Source organism: Actinosynnema sp. ALI-1.44 (assembly GCF_001984155.1).
In the GTDB taxonomy this organism is placed as follows: domain Bacteria; phylum Actinomycetota; class Actinomycetes; order Mycobacteriales; family Pseudonocardiaceae; genus Kibdelosporangium.
This window is the reverse complement of record NZ_MTQO01000054.1, coordinates 1,071,359-1,090,980: the sequence shown is the minus strand read 5'-3', so window position 1 is coordinate 1,090,980 and position 19,622 is coordinate 1,071,359. Positions and strand designations below refer to the sequence as shown.

14 protein-coding genes and 1 pseudogene are annotated in these 19,622 nt (G+C 66.4%); 3 read left to right on the top strand and 12 right to left on the bottom strand.

Translation table 11 applies throughout. The features are described from left to right. Positions 1-90: 90 nt before the first annotated feature. Positions 91-3,123 (top strand): AfsR/SARP family transcriptional regulator, encoded by a 3,033-nt coding sequence (locus ALI144C_RS51815; protein WP_076994620.1) that lies wholly within the window; start codon positions 91-93, stop codon positions 3,121-3,123. A gap of 3 nt (positions 3,124-3,126) precedes the next feature. On the opposite strand, the gene ALI144C_RS51810 is transcribed toward ALI144C_RS51815, so the two are convergent. The 10 genes from ALI144C_RS51810 to uvrA form a co-directional block, all read right to left on the bottom strand. After that, positions 3,127-4,440 (bottom strand): UDP-glucose dehydrogenase family protein, encoded by a 1,314-nt coding sequence (locus tag ALI144C_RS51810; protein ID WP_076994619.1) that lies wholly within the window; start codon positions 4,438-4,440, stop codon positions 3,127-3,129. Positions 4,441-4,471: 31 nt separating this feature from the next. After that, the gene (locus tag ALI144C_RS51805) at positions 4,472-5,656 is read right to left on the bottom strand and encodes a hypothetical protein (RefSeq protein WP_237774716.1); all 1,185 of its coding nucleotides are present in this window, start codon (positions 5,654-5,656) and stop codon (positions 4,472-4,474) included. Next, positions 5,656-6,705, bottom strand: coding sequence for a Gfo/Idh/MocA family oxidoreductase (locus ALI144C_RS51800; protein ID WP_076994617.1), 1,050 nt, complete (start codon positions 6,703-6,705; stop codon positions 5,656-5,658). The genes ALI144C_RS51805 and ALI144C_RS51800 overlap by 1 nt, the downstream gene beginning before the upstream one ends. Further along, positions 6,702-8,015, bottom strand: coding sequence for an FAD-binding protein (locus ALI144C_RS51795; RefSeq protein ID WP_083754118.1), 1,314 nt, complete (start codon positions 8,013-8,015; stop codon positions 6,702-6,704). Before ALI144C_RS51795 ends, ALI144C_RS51800 begins: the two co-directional genes overlap by 4 nt. Positions 8,016-8,214: 199 nt before the next feature. Next, positions 8,215-8,721, bottom strand: coding sequence for an SRPBCC family protein (locus ALI144C_RS51790; RefSeq protein WP_237774715.1), 507 nt, complete (start codon positions 8,719-8,721; stop codon positions 8,215-8,217). Position 8,722: 1 nt separating this feature from the next. Beyond that, positions 8,723-9,415, bottom strand: a complete 693-nt coding sequence (locus tag ALI144C_RS51785; protein WP_076994616.1) for an anti-sigma factor family protein — start codon at positions 9,413-9,415, stop codon at positions 8,723-8,725. After that, a complete protein-coding gene (locus tag ALI144C_RS51780) occupies positions 9,412-9,966 on the bottom strand; it encodes a sigma-70 family RNA polymerase sigma factor (protein ID WP_076994615.1) in 555 nt (184 codons plus the stop codon). Before ALI144C_RS51780 ends, ALI144C_RS51785 begins: the two co-directional genes overlap by 4 nt. Positions 9,967-10,092: 126 nt before the next feature. Beyond that, positions 10,093-10,674 carry a hypothetical protein gene (locus ALI144C_RS51775; protein ID WP_076994614.1) on the bottom strand — a complete coding sequence of 194 codons (582 nt, stop codon included), beginning with the start codon at positions 10,672-10,674 and terminating at the stop codon, positions 10,093-10,095. 120 nt (positions 10,675-10,794) lie between these two features. Continuing rightward, positions 10,795-11,721, bottom strand: coding sequence for a hypothetical protein (locus ALI144C_RS51770; protein ID WP_076994613.1), 927 nt, complete (start codon positions 11,719-11,721; stop codon positions 10,795-10,797). 77 nt (positions 11,722-11,798) lie between these two features. Beyond that, positions 11,799-14,657: an excinuclease ABC subunit UvrA gene (gene uvrA, locus ALI144C_RS51765; protein ID WP_076994612.1), complete on the bottom strand. Its 2,859-nt coding sequence runs from the start codon at positions 14,655-14,657 to the stop codon at positions 11,799-11,801. A gap of 196 nt (positions 14,658-14,853) precedes the next feature. Here uvrA and ALI144C_RS58240 point away from each other — a divergent pair. After that, positions 14,854-15,531: pseudogene (locus ALI144C_RS58240) on the top strand (maleylpyruvate isomerase family mycothiol-dependent enzyme); the annotation flags it as partial. Here the strand turns inward: ALI144C_RS58240 and ALI144C_RS51755 are convergent. Beyond that, a complete protein-coding gene (locus ALI144C_RS51755; protein WP_237774714.1) occupies positions 15,504-16,766 on the bottom strand; it encodes an acyltransferase family protein in 1,263 nt (420 codons plus the stop codon). The pseudogene ALI144C_RS58240 and the gene ALI144C_RS51755 overlap by 28 nt on opposite strands. Positions 16,767-16,869: 103 nt before the next feature. On the opposite strand from ALI144C_RS51755, the gene ALI144C_RS51750 reads away from it, so the two are divergent. Next, positions 16,870-17,547 carry an MBL fold metallo-hydrolase gene (locus ALI144C_RS51750; RefSeq protein ID WP_076994610.1) on the top strand — a complete coding sequence of 226 codons (678 nt, stop codon included), beginning with the start codon at positions 16,870-16,872 and terminating at the stop codon, positions 17,545-17,547. Positions 17,548-17,668: 121 nt separating this feature from the next. Here the strand turns inward: ALI144C_RS51750 and ALI144C_RS51745 are convergent, their stop codons facing one another. Then, positions 17,669-19,198 carry a deoxyguanosinetriphosphate triphosphohydrolase family protein gene (locus tag ALI144C_RS51745; protein WP_083754116.1) on the bottom strand — a complete coding sequence of 510 codons (1,530 nt, stop codon included), beginning with the start codon at positions 19,196-19,198 and terminating at the stop codon, positions 17,669-17,671. Positions 19,199-19,622 lie beyond the last annotated feature (424 nt).

Below are 19,622 nucleotides of genomic sequence, written 5' to 3'. Positions count from 1 at the left end.
GGGTGCCTTGTACACGCCGTTTCCACCGATCTGCGCCGTATTGCGAATGGCGGTAAACGCGAACGACCGTCAGCGGTACCGTGAGAACTGATGCGGTTTCGAATACTCGGTCCGTTGCAGGTGTACACCGGCGAACGGTGGTCGGCGATCCGCGCCGCCCAACCCCGGGCGGTGCTCGCTGTCCTGTTGGCACGCGCGGGCCAAACAGTCAGCGCGGACCGTCTCGTCGACGAGATCTGGGGCGAACGGCCGCCTCGGACGGCGCACAACACCGTGCAGGGATACGTGATGCGATTGCGCCGTCTGCTCGGCGCGGACGCGAACGACCTGCTGCTCACCAAGAACCGCGGCTACCAGGTGGCCGTCGCGGCCGAAGAGCTGGACGCGGTGGCGTTCAAACGGCTGCTCGAGTCCGGCCAGCGCGATCTGGCCGAGGGCAGGCTGCACGCCGCCGCCGGTGAACTCGCCGCGGCGCTGGCGCTGTGGCACGGACCCGCCTTCGCGGACGTGCCCGCCACGTCGATCGTGGCGGCCGAGACCGCCCGGCTCGAGCAGTACCGGCTCACAGCACTGGAAACGCGGCTGGACACCGACCTGGCCTTGGGCAGGCACGTCGAGACCGTGGACGAGTTGCACCGCCTCACCATCGAATACCCGCTGCGAGAGCGATTACGCGGACTGCTGATGCTGGCGCTGTACCGCTGCGGGCGTCGTGCTGAGGCGCTGGAGACCTACAGCCACGGGCGCGCGATGCTCGTCAAGGAACTCGGCCTGGAGCCCGGCCCGGAACTGCGCAGACTCGAACAGGACATCCTCTCCGACGAGCCGGGTCTGATGTCCGGCACCGTCACCGGCACCGTCACGACCACCACGAGCCTGGGGACACCGCCTGCCCAGCTGCCTGCCGACATCGCCGGTTTCGCGGGCAGGCAGACGCAACTGCGCCGGCTCGACGAGCTGCTCACCGGCCGCGACAACGCCACCACAGTGGTCATCTCGGCCATCGCCGGAACCGCGGGCGTCGGCAAGACGGCGCTGGCTGTGCACTGGGCGCACCGCGTCCGCCACCGCTTCCCCGACGGCCAGTTGCACGTGGACCTACGCGGGTACAGCACAGGCACGCCGATGCGGCCGATCGAGGTGCTCGCCCGGTTCCTCCGTGCCCTCGGCGTAGCCGCCGACCAGGTTCCGGTCGAGGTCGACGAGGCCGCGGCGCTGTACCGCAGCCTGCTCGCCGACCGGCGCATGATCGTGCTGCTCGACAACGCCTTCGAGCCGGACCAGGTCCGCCCGCTGCTGCCCGGTGCACCTGGCTGCCTGGTGCTGGTGACCAGCCGGTGCGTGCTCGCCGGACTGGTCGCACGCGACGGCGCGCACGAACTGACCCTCGACGTGCTCACCGCCGAGGAATCCGGCGCTCTGCTGCGGGAGCTGCTCGGCACCGAACGCACGGAAGCGCAGCCACGGGCAACGGCGGAGTTGGCCGAGTTGTGCGCGCACCTGCCCTTGGCGTTGCGGATCGCGGCCGCGCAACTGCTGGCCCAGCCCAAGCTCACCGTCGCCGGGTACGTCGCCGAGCTGCGCTCCGGCGACCGGCTCGACTCGCTGCGCGTGGCAGGAGACGACAAGACGGCCGTCCTGCCGGCCTTCAGCCAGTCCTATTCGGCGCTCCCCGGCGACACACGGCGGCTGTTCCGGCTGCTCGGCTCCGCACCGGGCCCCGAGATCACCGCCGAGATCGCGGCGGCGCTCGCCGACATCTCCCGCCACGACGCCGCCGGACACCTCGCGACGCTCGCAGCCGGACACCTGCTCGAGGAGCGCGCCCCTGGTCGCTACGGATGCCACGACCTGCTTCGCCACTACGCCAAGGAACGCGGCAGGCACGAGGACACCGCGTCCGAACGCGACAGTGCGCTGCGCAGGCTCTACGACTGGTATCTGCGCACCGTCGACGACGCCGCCGCGATGCTGTACCCGCACATGCGGCGGATGTCGTCGCCGCCGGCACACGAACAGCCCACCAAGGTGTCCAGTTTCGACAATCACACCGACGCGTTGGCGTGGCTGGACGCCGAACGCGCCAATCTGGTCGCCGCTGTCACGCACGCCGCCGAACACCGGCCGTGGCCGGTCGCGGGGCTGATCACCGAGTCGCTGCGCGGCTACTTCTGGCTTCGGATGTACACAGTGGACTGGCTGGCGGTGGCGTCCGCCGGCCAGTCCATCGCCGAGTCCACCGGCGATCCGAACGCGGCGACCGCCGCACTGCTCAGCCTCGCCGACATCAACTTCCGCCAGGGCAACCACCGGCAGGCGACCGAGTACTCGGCGCGAGCGCTGGCCATCGCCCGGCGTGCCGGGTGGTCGACGGGGGTGGCCACCGCGCTGAGCTATCTCGGCAACCTGCACCTGCAGTCGGGGCGACTGGCGGAGGCCTGCGAACACCACGAACGCGCCCTCACGCTGCGCCGACGGGCAGGCTGGCGGTCCAAGCAGGCCGGGAACCTCACCGGTCTCGGCATCATCCACCGGCATCTGGGCTCCCTCAAGGAAGCGCTCCGCTACTTCAACCAGGCCCTGGCCATCAACCGCGAGGTGGATTCCGCCTCCGGTGAGGCGGGCGCGCTCTACCAACTCGGCGCGACCTGGCACGATGCCGGCGATCTCGGCCAAGCCGCCGACCTGCTGCGCCACGCGTTGCGCATGGCGCAGGAGGTCGGCCACCGCGGGCTCGAAGCGGAAACCCGGGTCGAACTGGCCGCGGTGCACCGGGACGCGGACCGGTACACCGCAGCCTTCGAAGCGGCGACCGCCGCACTGGAGCTGGCCCGTGACGCCAACGACCGCCCCTGCGAAAGCGACGCGCTACGCGTGCTGGGAACGATCCACCAGCGACACGGCAACCACCCCGAAGCCGCCGGGTACTACCGGTCGGCACTCGACCTCGCCCGGGACACCGGCAGCCGGTTCACCGAGGCCGGGGCGTTGCTCGGGCTCGCAGCCGTGTGCCACGAGCCCGATTACGCCCGGCAGGCCGTCGCGATCGCCGACGAGGCCGGGTACCGGACCTTGGCCGCCGAGGCCCGGCGTGCCATCGACAACTTCGTCCACAATGGATGACTGTCAGGACGCGACCTTGCCCGGCCGCACCGGCTGACCGAGACGACGGCAGGACAGGCCCGCGCGCCGCAGGACACGCGGGTCCAGGTGGTTGCGGGTGTCGATGACCGCCCGGCCGTCGAGCAGCCCCGCGATCCGCTTCCAGTCGAGGTGGCGGAACTCGGGCCAGTCGGTCAACAGCATGATCGCCGCGGCACCGTCCGCCGCCCGGTAGGGCGTCTCCATCACCCGCACCCAGTCCGTCGTGCCCGGCACCGGCGCGTGGACGCTCGGGTCGTACCCGAGCAGGTCCGCGCCCTCGGCCGCCATCTGCTCGGCGATCGCCAGTGCCGGGGAATCACGCAGGTCGTCCGTACCGGCCTTGAACGTCAACCCGAGCAGGCCGACCCTGACCCCGGCCAGCCTGCCGCCCACCGCCTGGCGGACCTTGTCGAGCACCAGTTCACGTTGCCGCACGTTCGTGTCGATCGCGGCACGCAACAGCGGGAACTCGCCGCCCGCGGCCTCCGCGGATCTCAACAGCGCACGGGTGTCCTTCGGCAGGCACGAGCCACCCCAGCCGGGGCCGGGCCGCAGAAAGGACTTGCCGATCCGCTGGTCGTAGCCCATTCCCCTGGTCACGTCGCCGACATTGGCGCCGAGGCGCTCGCACAGCTCGGCAATGGCGTTCACATAGGACAGACGAGTCGCCAGGTAGCAGTTGGACGCGTACTTGACCATCTCCGCGCTCGCCGTGTCGGTCAGCAGAACGGGCCCGCTGAGCCGCTCGTACAACGCGGCGACGCGCTCGCCCGCGAGCCGGTCGGCCGAGCCGATCACGATCCGGTCGGGCCGCAGGAAGTCGCGGATCGCGGAACCTTCCCGCAGGAACTCGGGGTTGGACACCACCGCCACGTCGGTGCGGCCGAGGATCTCACCGACGTGGACGGCCGTACCGACGGGAACCGTCGACTTGTTCACCACCACAGTCCCGGGCAGCAGTACCCCGCGCAACTCCCGCACAACGGACTCGAGCACGGCGAGTTCCGCCGACCCGTCGGGCGCCATCGGCGTTGGCACGCACAGGAAAACGACCTCGGCCTCGGACACGGCCGTGCTCGCGCCGAGCACGAACCGCAGCCGGCCCGACGCCCGCCCCGCCCCGAGTAACTCGGCCAGGCCTGGCTCCTGGATGGTCGCCTCGCCGCGACCCAACGCACTCACTTTCGCCGCATCGACGTCCGCGCACACGACCCGGTGTCCCAACGACGCCAGACACACCGCAGTCGTCAACCCGACGTACCCCGCGCCCACCACAGCGACATTAGAGCCGAACACAGTAATCCCCTCTGACGCAGAACCTTGCGTACTAGTCGACCGGAACAGCTCGGATTCCCTGATATGGCGCGTCCTTTCCCAGGTAGTCCACCGTTTCGAACAGTCCGATCGCGTCCATCGGGAATCGCGCGCCCGCCTCGGCGGCGAACACGCACGGCAGGATCTTCTTCCGTTCCGACGCCCCCGAGTCGCCGCTGCCGCGAATGTGCTTGTGCGTGTGAATCAGGATGGGCATGAATCCGCCACCGAGGAACGTGCCTCGTTGCAGGATCGCACCACCGACGCAGTCGATGACACACCCCTTGCCGAGAATGGCGTCACGGCCCTGGTAGTAGTACGACGGCGTGGCGAGCACACCGTGCTCCACGTGGAAGACACCGGCGGCGAGACCGATGATCGCGCGTCCGCTGACCCGGAGCACCGACCGGTAGAAATCGACCAGGATCGGTCGCACCGTCGCGTCGGGGAGTTTGAACTCCGGGCACAGCAGGACGATCCGCATCAGTTCGGCGAGAGTGAGCTTGCCGCCGTCGGGACCGGCCAGCTCCTGGTCCCACGGCACCAGGTAGTCCGCGGGCGAGATCATGGTGGTTCCCACGTCGTCGACGATCAGCCGCTCCGCCACCGACCGCGCGGCGGGCACCGGATCACCTTGCCCGAGGACCCGCCTGGCGAGCAGGTACCGGCTTTCCATGGTCTTGGCCTCGGTCGCGGCGACCACGAGGGCGATCCGGCCTGCCACGGTCTCCGGGATGTCGAAGAGGTGGTCGATACCGTCGGTGGGGACGCTGACCTTCGCCTCGAGGCTGCGGGACGCCAACGGTTCGAACGACTCGACGACGTGGGTGAGCGGGCCGGTGAGCTCGCCGACCCCGATCCGGGCGAGCGCCTGTCCGGCCAACGCCCGGTAGTCGTAGGGAATCGCGGCCGACGTGGACAGCACGATGTCACCGAGCAAGGACCGGTACCGGTCGTCGTCCAGCGAAGCCGCGGCCAGTTCCAACGACAGGTACGGGGATCGTTCGCCGGGGCCGTGGATCCAGCTCGTGGCGAACGGCGCCTCGAATCGGCAGGCCTGCGCGAACAGTTCGTACGCGGCCGTGTCGGACTTGATCACACCGGCGACCAGCCCGCGGATCGTCTTCTCGTCCGCGACTTCGGCCAGCATGTCCGGTGGGACCCGCAGCAGCGTCGCCCATTCCAGATTGGTCTGCATCATGCCTCACTTTCGAATCGTGCGAACTTCTCATCGATGGAAACGGAAACACCGAGGCACGCCATGCACTGGTGCTCGGCGAGCCGTATCACGGCTGTGCCCTCGTCGGCGTGGTGCAACAGATCGAGCTGTGTCAGCACAGCCTCGTCGAAGTGGTTGCCGGAAATCGTGTACTGATGACGGGACTCGGCACCACCGATGGACACGACATGCTTGTTCTTGTAATCGACAGCGGTGCCGTACGACGGCTCGAAAACCACCGTGACGTGTACGCCCGATTCGAGCTCCACGTCCGCGAAGCGGTATCGCATGTCGACACCGTACGGAATTCTGGCACGTGCCACATAGTGCTTCGCCGCCGTCGACGAAAAGGCGAAACCGGCCAGTTCCGGAAAGCCGACGACACCTCGCGACGAAGCGTACATCTCGAGCTCCGGCACGTTCGGCGCCGAAATCCGCACGCGCATCTCGGGCGTGATCAGCGCCGGCTCGGTTCGCAGGTAGGTTTGATAGCGGTCACCCGGAAGAATCGACCGCACGATGCTCAACATGTGGAAGAACTCGTAACCGGCCTCCCCGTACCCCGTATCGACGAACCTGCCGTTGGCGACGTCGAGCTCCCGGTTCTTGGTGAACTCCACGGTTATCCGGGTGATCGGATCGAATTCGCTGAACCTCCGCACGGACTCCGCGAAGCGCCGCACGGCCCTGCTGTACGTGTAGACGTCGTTGACGACGATCCGGCACCGGGGGTGCTGGTGGATCATCCGGGTCAGATCCGGAAGCTCCGCCGGGTAGCAAACGGGCTTCTCCAGCAGCACGCGGGCGTCCGGCTGGTACCGCAGGATCTCCTCGAGCACGAGGAGGTGCGCGGCCGTCGGCGTGGCGACGACCCAGGCGTCGACACTCGACGGGTCGGGCACCAGTGCTACCCGGTCGCAGTCCGCGCGACCATTGCTGTCCACGGTGAGGACCTGGTGCCCGGCCTGCTCGCAACAACCGAGATGACGTGATCCGATCGAGCCCGTTCCGACGATCACAACTCTCATAGGAGCTCACCGATCTTCATCGCGTAGGTGGCGGCGGACGCGCCTGCCGCCCTGCCCAGCACCGCACCGGCCGTCAGGCCGGTGCCAGCGGGATATCCCTGGTCGTACAGGCCCCCGACGATCTCCCCCACGGCGTAGAGCCCGATCATCGGCCTGCCGCCCCCGTACACCTCGGCGTTCGGGCTCACCGACAGGCCGCCGTAGGTGAATGTCAGGCCGCACACCACCGGAACGAACAAATACGGCGGCGTACCGACTCTCGGGTGCGCGCGGACTGTTTCGACCAGGTTCTCGACATCGATGAACAGGCGTCGTGCCCCGTCCTCGATCGACGCGGCGACGACGGAGGCCGGATCCTCGAGGTAGCTCTTCGGCAGCAGGTCCGCGTCGAGGACGGCCTTGTCGAAAATCTGGAAAGCCACCTTCCCCGGTTGTTCCAGGATTTTCTGGCCGAGCGTGACGTACGTCAGGTTGCCGTAGTCGGCGGCTTCGTCGAAGAACCGGAGCCCGTTCCGGTTGACCACGATCCCCCGCGGATAGGCGTACCGAGCCAACGCGTGCGACTCCTGCATCTGACCGGGCAACATGTGGTTGGGCAACAGGATTCCCTGCGGGGTGGCGTGACACTTCGCCCAGTTGCCCGCCTTGTCCGCACCGATCGCGATGGCAGCCATCAACGGCACGCCTTTGTTGAAGGGCACTCCCCGCAGTTTCACATCTCGCCAGGATTCACCGAGGTAGCGTTCACGCATCCGTTCGTTGCCCTCGAACCCTCCCGATGCCAGCACCAAGGCGGCGCACGTCGCGGGAAACGCCGGTCCCACGCCCTTGATGTGGTACATCCCGTCGACGGTCACCTCGATGTCGGTCAGCGCGCTGTCGTGGAAAACCCGGCCGCCCAACTGCTCGAACTGCTCGAAGTTCCGGTCCTGCAATCCCTGGCCGCCGCCTTCGAGCACCACGGGCACATCACCGGGAAGCGGATTCTTCCTCGGCTCCCAGCGCTGCCCCGACTCGTACATCCAGGTGATCGCGCTGGCCGAACGACCGATGATGGACGCGATCAGCGCCGTGTTCACCTGGCTGCCGGAGACCCGCAGCCAATCGTCGAGGTACTGCTCGTTCGCGTACTCCGACCGCCCGGCCACCAGTTCCTCGACCAGCCCCGTGTCCGATGTCCGCAACAGCCTGGCCAGGTGCGCGCTGTCCCGCCAGGAGAAGCGCATGCTTTTGGTCAGCGAACTGTTGCCGCCCCGGAGTTTCTCGGGAGCCGCGTCAACGACGGCGACCGCGGTCGCGCCTGCCTGCAAAGCAGCTATACCAGCGCAAAGACCCGCATTGCCCGCTCCGGCAACAATGACCTGCCACTCATCTCGTCCTGCCGATACCGGCACGGTGGACTCCCCTCAATCGTCGTCCGAGGACGTCGATTCGAAACGTAGGGAGCCGCGATGAGTCACCGCTTAGTTTCCGTTGAGTCGGTCGGCGGCGGACCGACTCCGGCGGTGGTCAACGTCTGAGAAACCGGCGCAGTCCGCGCTGGCCACGCCACATCATCGCGGCGTGGTTGGCGCGGAACACCGGTCTCGCGACCGGTGCCAGCGCCCTGAGCAAGGTCTTGTTCACGATCACGTCCTGGGTGATCTCCAGCGTCACCGTCCGCCGCGCCGCCACGACCGTCGACCGGCAGAAGCCCTCGAGGTCCCCGGTCATCCCGATCAGCATCCGGCCCCGGCTGACGTCCTGCTCGGCCCGGTGCATCCGGAAGGTCAGCGCGTACGGCAACACCGACCGGCAGACCACTTCGGCGGTGTCGTCGTCGATCCGCCCGACCCCGTGGATGTCGGGCCACCACAACGGGTACGTCCCCGGATCGGTGACGACGTCGAACACGTCGTCCGCCTCGGCACGCACCGTCCACAAGCTACGGAACCGGTAGCGGTTCACGGGCGCGCCGAAGCCGCGGAGCAGGCCCATCCCGGCGCCACCCCGCGGCTTCCCGCCGATCCCGGTCACATCACAAGCTCACCGGCACGGACACCAGCTTGCGACCGTCGAAGGTGATCACGTCGACCGACTTCACGTCCTTCGGGTCGACCAGCGCGGGGGCGTCCAGCGACGTGCCCGCGTCCTCGGCCTTCTCGGTCACCAGCCAACTGCCCGCGACCTTCTGCGTGCCGTCCTTGCCCGTGACGATCAACTGGCACTTCTCCCCCTGTTTGATGCCAGCCACCTTCGCGTGCAGCTTCACCCAGCCCGCCAGGGCTTCGACCTTCACGTCCATCTTGGCACCGGTGGCCTGGTCGGTCGCCGCGAACGGCACACCAACCGCCTCCTGCGCGGGCGGGGTGTCGCTGCCGCCGCCAATGGCGATACCGCCCGCGAGGGCCCCGCCGACGATCACAACGGCCGCCGCGACCGCGGCGAGACGACGCCCGAGCGAGGGGCGCGCGGCGGGCTGCTCGCCCTCCTCGGCGCGAACGCGGCGCAGTGTGCGCTGCAGCAGCAGATCACCGCCCGGCGGTGGACCGTCGATGAAGGCCTCCGGCGGGACCGAGTCCAGCGCCGCGCGCATGTTGACCAGGTCGGAGACCTCACGCCTGCCGTCAGGGCACGAACGGAGGTGTGCCTCCACTTCGGTGGCCTCCTGCGGGGTCAGCACCCCGAGGGCATACGCCCCGAGCGAGGAGTGGTCGTGTGGGTTGCTCACCGGGGCACCTCCGTCCCTGTCTTGCCGCCGGACATCACGGCCCGCAGGGCACGCAATGCATAGTAAGAACGTGATTTCACGGTACCCGCCGCGATCCCCAGCACCTGCGCGGCTTCGGTGACCGTGCGGCCCTTGTAGTAGATCTCCACGAGCACGTCGCGGTGCTCAGGCGACAGGCTGTCCAGCGCGCCGAGCATCGCCATCGAGTCCACCACCTGGTCGGCGTGGTCCCGTTCGACCGACGGTGACTCAGTCACCTCCGCCACCTCGGGCGGCCGGACCGCGCGGGCCCGCGCCCGATCCGTGACGATGTTTCGCGCCACGGTGAGCAGCCAGCCCCTGACCGACCCCTTCTCGGCGGTCAACGCGTCGGAGTGCTTCCACGCCCGCAGCAATGTCTCCTGGACGATGTCTTCGGCCGCGGCCCGGTCGTTGGTCAGCCGGGTCGCGTACGCGAGCAGGCTCGCACCGTGCTCGTTGTACAAGGACCGGACAAGGTCTTCGCCACGAACGCGCCGCGATCGCCGCGGCCACCAGCCTGGGGTCGTCACCAGGTTCCTCTCCGCTGTGGATCGAGTCGGTGCGGAGGTTACTGGACTTGGACGGACCACTGGTGATCGCGGGCCTCCTGCGATGGCGAGTGAGGCACTCACGACGTGATTCCCTCCGCTCGCGCGTCAGTAGCCGGAGCCGGTGTCACCGGCGGGAGGTTGCTGCGTCTTCGGCTGTTGCTGCGGCTTCGCGGCCTGCGCGACCCCCGGCGACTTCTTGCCGTCGGGGGTGATCGCGAACCAAGTACCGCCCACGCCCTGCCCCGCCGCGTCGCCGGGAGCGGAATCCTTGGCGTACATATAGACCGGCCACTTGTTGATCGTGACCTGCCGGGTGCCGTCCTTGCGCTTGACCGTGCCGACCATCTCCCGCGGCACGCCCGTGAACGTGATTTCCTTGCCCTCGGCCAACAACGGCGGCCACTGTTTGGCACACGTGTCGTAGCAGTTGGAAACCGATGGCTGAGCGGTGTCCTTGTCGAACCGGTACAGGGTCATCCCGTCCTGGTTGGTCACCACCCGGCCGAGAGTGGACACCTCGACCGCGACCAGGTTCGGCCTCGGACCGTCCGCGATCGGCAAGTCCTGCTGTCGCGGCGGCTGCGGAATCTGTACTCTCGGAGCGGGATCGTCGCCACTGCAAGCGGTCAGGCCCAGCAGCCCCAGACCGGCGATGGCAGTCAGCACGCCGACACGAGCGCCCTTCATGACTAACCTCCTGGTGTGGCCCCGCCCTTCGCGTGACCCTGTTCACTCACACACACGAGGAGATGTCAGCGGCGGTTCAACCCCGTTCGGAGCAATTCGCGGGCCGGATTGGTCCGAGTTTCAGCAGGTGTCCTCGGTGGCCATCGGCAGGTTCGGGTCGAACGCCTTCTTACGGCCATCCTCGGGGTCACCGACGCCCGGCACGGTTCGGCGCTCGCTGTACGCCGGTGCGAGCAGCCCTTCACGGAACGGCCCGCAAGCGATCGAGTAGAAGTAGCTCTGCCACGCGCCCGGCCACATGCCACGACTTGTTGACGGGAACTGCTTCCCGTCAAGGAAGACGTAATGGCTTTCGACGCGGTAGACCGCGACGATGTCCATCGCGTCCCGGATCTTGCCCAGGTCGTCGACGTCGAAGGCGTACGCCACCGAGAAGTTCGCCTTGATGACGAGCTCGCCCTTCTCACCCAGCTGCGCTGTCAGCGTGCCGTTGACCTTCGGCGGCGCAGGCAGCAGTTTGAACCCGGCGGCGATCCGGACGCGGTACGCCGTCTCGGTCCGCAGCGGAGCTTGGGCGTCTTTGGCGAACAGGGCCGCGAGCGGCTCGGGGTTGTGATCGTGGAGCCGCCCACTGTCCAGATTGGCGGTGATGAACGCCTGCCGCGCCTTGGTCAGCGCATCGGTCACCTGCTTGGCGGTGAACCCGTTGAGCGGCGTCGCGGCCGGGACGACCACGCCTGCTTCACCGTCGCTCCAGCCCGCGGCCGGTGTCCCGGCGAACGGCTGGGTCAGGTCGACCTTGGCGCGTGTCTGCATGGTGGTCGGCGTCGTCGCCACCGTGGCCTGCGGTTGCGCCGACGGCGGCGTGTTCTGCTGTTCGGGCTGAGACGCGTAGAGGTACGCGCCGCCCGCACCCACCACCGCTACCGCCAGCAGGATGGCCACTCGGCGCCGGTTGCGGCGCCAGCGGCTGCGTCTGGTCTCCTGTTTGAGCTTGCGCTCCCATGACGGGTCGCGCAGGTCAGGGTGATCGAAGATGTCGGACACAGTTCCCCCACAGCTGAGCTGATGCGGCGGAACCCTAGCGCGACACCCCGATCACCGTTCCTCTTGACCCGTTCGGCCTAGACCTCCAGCACCTGCCGGAGGAACTGGCCGGTGTAGCTCTCCTTGACGTCCGCGAGGTCCTCCGGCGTGCCCTCGGCCACGACCGTGCCACCGCCGGACCCGCCTTCCGGCCCCATGTCGACGATCCAGTCCGAGCTCTTGATCACGTCGAGGTTGTGCTCGATCACGATCACCGTGTTGCCCTTGTCCACCAGGCCGTTGATCACACCGAGCAGCTTGCGGATGTCCTCGAAGTGCAGACCGGTGGTCGGCTCGTCCAGGATGTACACCGTCTTCCCGGTCGAGCGCTTCTGCAGCTCGCTGGCCAGCTTCACGCGCTGCGCCTCACCACCGGACAGCGTCGGGGCGGGCTGGCCGAGCCGGACGTAGCCGAGGCCGACGTCCACGAGGGTCTTGAGGTGCCGGTGGATCGAGGTGATCGGCTTGAAGAACTCCGCGCCCTCCTCGATCGGCATGTCGAGGACTTCCGAGATGGTCTTGCCCTTGTAGTGCACCTCAAGGGTTTCCCGGTTGTAGCGGGCGCCCTTGCAGACCTCGCAGGGCACGTACACGTCCGGCAGGAAGTTCATCTCGATCTTGATCGTGCCGTCACCGGCGCACGCCTCGCAGCGCCCGCCCTTGACGTTGAACGAGAACCGGCCCGGCTGGTAGCCGCGGACCTTGGCCTCGGTGGTCTGCGCGAACAGCTTGCGGATGTTGTCGAACACGCCGGTGTACGTCGCCGGGTTGGACCGCGGGGTGCGGCCGATCGGCGACTGGTCCACCCGCACCAGCTTGTCCAGGTGGGCGAGGCCGTTGACCCTGGTGTGCCTGCCGGGCACCTGGCGCGCGCCGTTGAGCTTGTTCGCCAGCACCTGCGCGAGGATGTCGTTGACCAATGTGGACTTCCCGGAGCCGGACACGCCGGTCACCGACACCAAGCAGCCCAACGGGAACGACACATCCAGGCCACGCAGGTTGTGCTCGCGCGCGCCGACCACGGTCAACTGCCGCTTGCGGTCGATCGGCCTGCGGATGTCCGGGATCGGGATCTCCTTGCGCCGGGACAGGTACGCCCCGGTCAGGGATTCCTTGTTCTTCAACAGCTTCGCCACCGGACCCGAGTGCACGACCTTGCCGCCGTGCTCACCGGCGCCGGGGCCGATGTCCACCACCCAGTCGGACGTCCGGATCGTGTCCTCGTCGTGCTCGACGACGATGAGCGTGTTGCCCAGGTCCCGCAGCCGGGTCAGCGTCTCGATCAGCCGGTGGTTGTCGCGCTGGTGCAGACCGATCGACGGCTCGTCCAGCACGTAGAGCACGCCGACCAGGCCGGAGCCGATCTGCGTGGCGAGCCGGATCCGCTGCGCCTCGCCCCCGGACAGGGTGGCCGAGCCGCGGTCGAGCGACAGGTAGTCCAGCCCGACGTCGAGCAGGAACCGCAGCCGCGCCTGGATCTCCTTGAGCACCGCGCCCGCGATCATCGACTCGCGCTGGCCGAGCTTGAGCCCTTCGAGGAAGTCCGAGCAGTCGGACACGCTCATCGCGCAGACGTCCGCGATCGACAGGTCGCCCTGGGTCTTGTGGTGCAACGTGACCGCGAGGATCTCCGGCTTGAGGCGCGTCCCCTGGCACGCGGGGCACGGAACCTCCCGCATGTAGCCCTCGTAGCGCTCACGCATCGCGTCGGACTCGGTCTGCTCCTGGCGGCGCTCCAGGAACGGGATCACGCCCTCGTAGCTGGCGTAGTACGACCGCTCACGGCCATAGCGGTTCTTGTAGCGCACGTGCACCTGGTCGGAGGTGCCGTGCAGGACCGCCTTCTGCGCCTTCGCCGGGAGCCGCCGCCACGGCGTGTCCATCCGGAAGCCGACGCTCTCGGCCAGCGACGTCAGCAGCCTGGTGAAGTACTCGGCTGTCTGCCCACCCGCCCACGGCGCGATCGCGCCGTCGGCCAGCGAGAGCTCGTCGTCCGGCACGACCAGCTCGGGGTCGACCTCCATCCGGACACCGAGGCCCGAGCACGACAGGCACGCACCGTACGGCGAGTTGAACGAGAACGACCGGGGCTCGAGGTCCTCGATCGCCAGCGGGTGGCCGTTCGGGCAGGCCAGGTTCTCGGAGAAACCGCGGTCGCGGTGCGGGTCGTTCTCGTCGAGGTCGACGAACTCCAGCACGACCAGGCCGTCGGCGAGGCGCAGCGCGGTCTCGACCGAGTCGGTCAGCCGCTGCTTGGCGCTCTTCTTGACCGTCAGCCGGTCGATCACGACCGCGATGTCGTGCTTCTCCTGCTTCTTGAGCTTGGGCACGTCGCCGAGGGGGTGGACGACGCCGTCGACCCTGGCGCGGGAGTAGCCCTGCGACTGCAGCGTCTGGAACAGGTCGACGTACTCGCCCTTGCGGCTGCGGATCACCGGCGCGAGGACCTGGAACTTCGTGCCCTCCTCCAGCGCGAGGACCTGGTCGACGATCTGCTGCGGCGTCTGCTTGCTGATCGCCTCGCCGCACGTCGGGCAGTGCGGCTTGCCTGCGCGCGCGTAGAGCAGCCGCAGGTAGTCGTACACCTCGGTGACGGTGCCGACGGTCGAGCGCGGGTTGCGGCTCGTGGACTTCTGGTCGATGGACACCGCGGGCGAGAGGCCCTCGATGAAGTCGACATCCGGTTTGTCCATCTGGCCGAGGAACTGGCGGGCGTACGCGGACAGCGACTCGACGTACCGGCGCTGACCCTCGGCGAAGATGGTGTCGAACGCGAGGCTGGACTTCCCGGACCCGGACAGCCCGGTGAACACGATGAGGCTGTCCCTCGGCAGGTCGAGATCCACGCTGCGCAGGTTGTGCTCGCGGGCACCGCGAACCACGAGACGGTCGGCCACAAGGGGTCCCTTCGGTCTTGATCTTGGGCGAGTGCTCTCGAATATGCGTTCGATCGAGCTGCCGCGACCATGTTAAGCCGAGGGTCCGACAAAACCGATTCGGCGTCTCTCCCGCGGCAGGTGATCTACCCGTACCCTGGTCGCAATCAGCTCATCGTGAGTGCCATGTCGCTCTACGCAGTCGGGACAACGACACATGACTGAACCACGCGTATCGCAACAAACCACCACGCCCCACGATTCCCTGCCGGGTCCGCGCAGCGCCCTTTCCGCGACCGACTACGCCGAGCTCGGGATAGCCGCGGCCAGGCAGACGACCGCGCTGCTGACCAGCGCCGTCGACGGGATCGACGACATCGCGATGAGGCGGCCGAGCCTGCTGCCCGGCTGGACGAGGGCGCATGTGGTGACCCACCTGGCGCGCAACGCCGACGCGCTGGTGAACCTGCTCACCTGGGCGCGCACCGGCGTGGAGCACCCGATGTACGCCAGCAGGGCGGACAGGGACGCGGACATAGAGGAAGGAGCCCACCGGATCCTGCAGGTCCTGCGGGAGGACCTGACGGCGGCGGTCGAGAGGTTCTTCGAATCTGTCACTCATATGGATGACATTTCGTGGGGGAAGTCGGTCACGCTGGCCACGGGGCGGCAGATCACGGCGTGCGAGGTGCCGTGGCTGCGGTGGCAGGAGACGGCGGTGCACACGGTCGACCTCGACGCCGGGGTCGGGTTCGCCGACCTGCCGGACGGGCACGTCGAGCGGCTGCTCGACCAGATCGTCGGCGAGTTCGCCCAGCGCACCGACGTACCGCCGGTGCGCCTGCGGGTGGACCTCGCCGACGGGCGTCAACGCGACTGGGAACTGGCGGCGGCCAAGGACTCGCCGGGGGTGGGCGGACCGGCGCCGACCGTGCTGGCCTGGCTGATCGGTCGGGGAGACGGCACCGGGCTGGCGGGAGACCTGCCCGCCTTACCGGCCTGGCTCTGAGTCAGCAGGCGGTGCACCGGCCGCTCGACGAACTTGGTGAGCAGCCAGCCGAGCACGACGGCCATGGCGAACGAGGCGGCGAACCGCTCGAACGGCGGGGCCCCGAGGTCCAGCAGTGACCGGGCGAGGACGAACCCGAGCTCCTGGTGGACGAGGTAGACACCGAACGAGATGCCGGCGAGCCACGTGATGGCGGGCGCGAGCCTGCGAACGAGAGGAATGTCCCAATCCGGGCCACCGGCCGCGGCGCAGACCAGGAGCAGGGCGACACCGAAGGCGATGGTGGAGGGCGTGTCGCTGAAGTACGCGTGCGCGTCCTGCGCGATCAACGCGGCGGTGATGTAAACGCCGAGGTGCCAGCCACGCAGGCGACCGGTCGACCACAACCAGATGGCGATACCCACGCCGAACAGGTGCACGCGGTGCAACGCGAGACCGTCGAACACGGACTTGACCCACTGCGGAGCGTCGTCCCCGCGGACGGTGAACCGCAGGACGACGGGAACGATCACCAATGACCACAGCCAGGCCGGGGCGTTGCGCGCGGTGAGCCACTTGCGCGGGAAGAGGAAAGCCGCGATGGAGAACGCGACGATCTGGAAGGGGAGGGTCCAGTACGAGCCGTCGATCCAGTGGAAGCTGGGCGCCCACGCCTGGATCATGAGCAGGTTGCCGACGAGATCATGCCCGGTCGGCAGGTACCAGGGGTACAGCGTGGGTACACCGGAGACAGGTTCCCCGAACAGCCAACTACCGTCCGCGTACGAGTAGCCGTTGAAGAAGGTCACGGCGATCCGCGTGACGACGTAGGTCACCACCACGGCGACCAGGTACGGCGGAACCAGCCGGGCGATCCGGTTCCAGAGCCAGCGGCGGCGGCCGATGGTGACGCACACGAAGAAGGCAGAGATCACCAGCATGGTGCTAGCCCCGAACTGAAGCGGTAAAGTAAAGAGGAATCCGCCCAGCTCAGGGTGATTGATGGGGGATTGGTGGGTGATGTGTTCGACCACGACGGCGAACACGGCGAACACCCGCAGGATGTCCCAGCTGATCCGGCGCGTGGACCGTCCGGGAGACGGCGTGGCCTCCGCGTCGGTCGCGGAAAGTGTGGTAGTCACGAGCTCGCAGTGATCGGCGGACAAGGACGACTTCGTGATCGGAGCGTAATTCGCCAACCTGTGAGGACACTGAGCAGGTCCTGAAGGACTACTGTCGGCGACCGTGGACGTTGTCGAGAACTACACGGGTCATGTGGATCCAGGCGGTGCGGCCGCCAGGCGCACGCTCGAGAAGCTGACGATAAACAAGCTGTCCGTCGGGCCGATGGACAACAACGCATACCTCCTGGTCTGCAACGCCACCAGGGACGCGCTGTTGATCGACGCGGCGAACGATCCGGAGCGGATCGAAGACCTCATCGGACACGATCGAAACAGGCCACGGCTGCGAACGATCGTGACAACACACCAACACCCCGACCACTGGCAGGCCCTCGGAGCCATCGCAGGAGCGAACGGCGCGAACACAGTCGCCCACGCCCTCGATGCCGACCCCCTACCAGTACCCCCTGACGTGCTCGTGAAACACGGCGACACGATCGAGGTCGGCGAGTGCACCCTGGAGGTCATCCACCTGCGAGGCCACACCCCGGGCTCGATCGCCCTGCTCTACCGAGACCCCCACGGCCACCCGCACCTGTGGACCGGCGACTCCTTGTTCCCCGGCGGCGTGGGCAAGACCACGTCGCCCGAGGACTTCGCTTCACTGGTTGATGACGTTTCGTCGCGGCTGTTCGACGTACTCCCGGACGACACGTGGTTCTACCCCGGCCACGGCGACGACTCGACCCTCGGCGAACAGAAGCCTCACGTCGAGGAATGGCGTTCCCGCGGCTGGTAACCAAACGTGCCTGGAGCTTTCGCATTCACCGCGGAGGCTCCACCGCACGCACTGAGCGCGAAGCGCAGCGCACGCGACACATCCCTATGCGACAAAAGCTCAATGAACAGTTCCTGCGCTATCAGAGGAAGAAGTCCATCGCAGAGGCTGCCGGACGAGATCCAGACAGCTTATAATAGAGCGCATAACACTGACCGTCAGTGAGCGTACACAAATAGTCCAGAATACACCTATTAGCGTCACCACGTGGAGCAAATCCACCATTTCCGCGAACACGGAGCAGATCCCCGTAGGCTCGCGTCGAATCTATTCTTCCATGACCATTTTGGGCAATGATAATTTCTTCACGCAGACGACGCGGCAGGCGTTTGAAGTCACTCTTTGAGTCTTTCCATTCCAAGAGATACTGGACCAGTTCTCGCAGAATACGCTGTTGCCCGCGCTGTAGCAATGCAATATCGGGACGCGTTATAACAAAGTTCTTAGTAATTTCCTTCAACAGTTGAACCTCATGCCACTGCGGAGACTTCAATGCGACATAAGGACCATGCGTCCAGAAGACGTCTTCACTGATGTGCACACTGTTGATGTACTTGCCGATCAACTTTGACCCTGCCGCCCGCGCACGACCCACGGTAGTGAGACCACCGTCGTACTTTGTCGCGAACGAAGACCGCAGCTCTTTTTGAACAACCATCACCGCCCTGTCAAAAAGTGCGCGTCTATAGTAATCTGGATAGTCGAGCTTGAGCCTGGCACGGAGTTTGCGCAACAAACTATCTTGCTCATTTCTCCGCAATTCGTCTAACACTGCTCGCACATCCAGAATTCCCGCCAGATAGAAATCTTCTAGATCATGGATTGCATATGTGATGTCGTCTGCGACATCCATGATCGAAGCCTCAAGCGACTGCGTTTCTGGTCGAAATGACCTCACTTCATCAAGGAATGCCCGCGCCCTAGTGAATGAGTTTTTCTCGGAGCGGTACACGCTGAATTTTCGCCACCGTCTCCGATAGTCTGTATTAGTCTTCAACCGCGCATCGTGGTCATCTTTAAGAGTCGACTCCCTTACCCATGGATACTTGGCAATAGCGAGCAGGGTCGCACATGTAAGATCGAGCCCATCATAGGCAGCACTGCGCGTTTCACCCAAGAGAACAGACCTGAAGGTCTGCGCATTACCCTCAAATCCATCCGACAAGCGCAGCAGGCTACCGCGAGCAACTTTATCGAGAGTAATCTCACCGATATGCCCGAAAGGGGGATGCCCGAGATCATGTGCCAACGCCGCAGCTTCAACTACATCTACATCTATTCCTCCGAGGTGAGCGATCAGGCGATGTGACTTTTCTTGAAACAAGAGACGTTCCGCAATACTCCTTGCCACTTGGGCAACTTTCTCCGAATGCGTAAGACGGTTATGCATCAAAGCCATGTCCTCGAACGGAGTAACGACTTGCGTTACCCCGCCGAGACGTCGCCAAGCGACAGAATACAACACACGATCTCGATCTCTACGTGCTTCCGAACGCGTGTCATGAGGGCTTCGAGGTCGCGCTGGCTGAATCAGCCGGGCGTCTCTACGTGCACTTTTGGGCGTTAGGCGCACTAGTTCATGCACTGGTTGCGTCCGAGCAGGTTTGGCCATGGCGATCCTCGTCCATCTTGCGAAGAAGCTGCGACTATCTGCCGAGTCTGCGCAGGTAACCAAGAGTCGCAAGGATCGCCATTATTGTTTCAGACGAGACGCGAATTCACCCATACAGCCCACCAACTAGCGTGGACTTAACCTAGTCGAGACGCGATTGAGACCAGAACTTGTATCAAGGCCTAAAATTGTCTCGAATTTGATTCATTCTTCTACATAGCGTCACCTCCAGTGGAATCGTTGCATGACTGGATGAGCACGAGCGAATACTGCCTGTACGGTGTTGCTGAATGCCACAAACGTTGAGGGCTACGGGACAGGCCTACGGACGATGTCCGCTGGCTATCACCGCCATGAGCAACCACGACGTAGGATCGTCATCCTCTTGATCGCCGCCGCGAGCGTCGAGGATCTGCTCTACTCA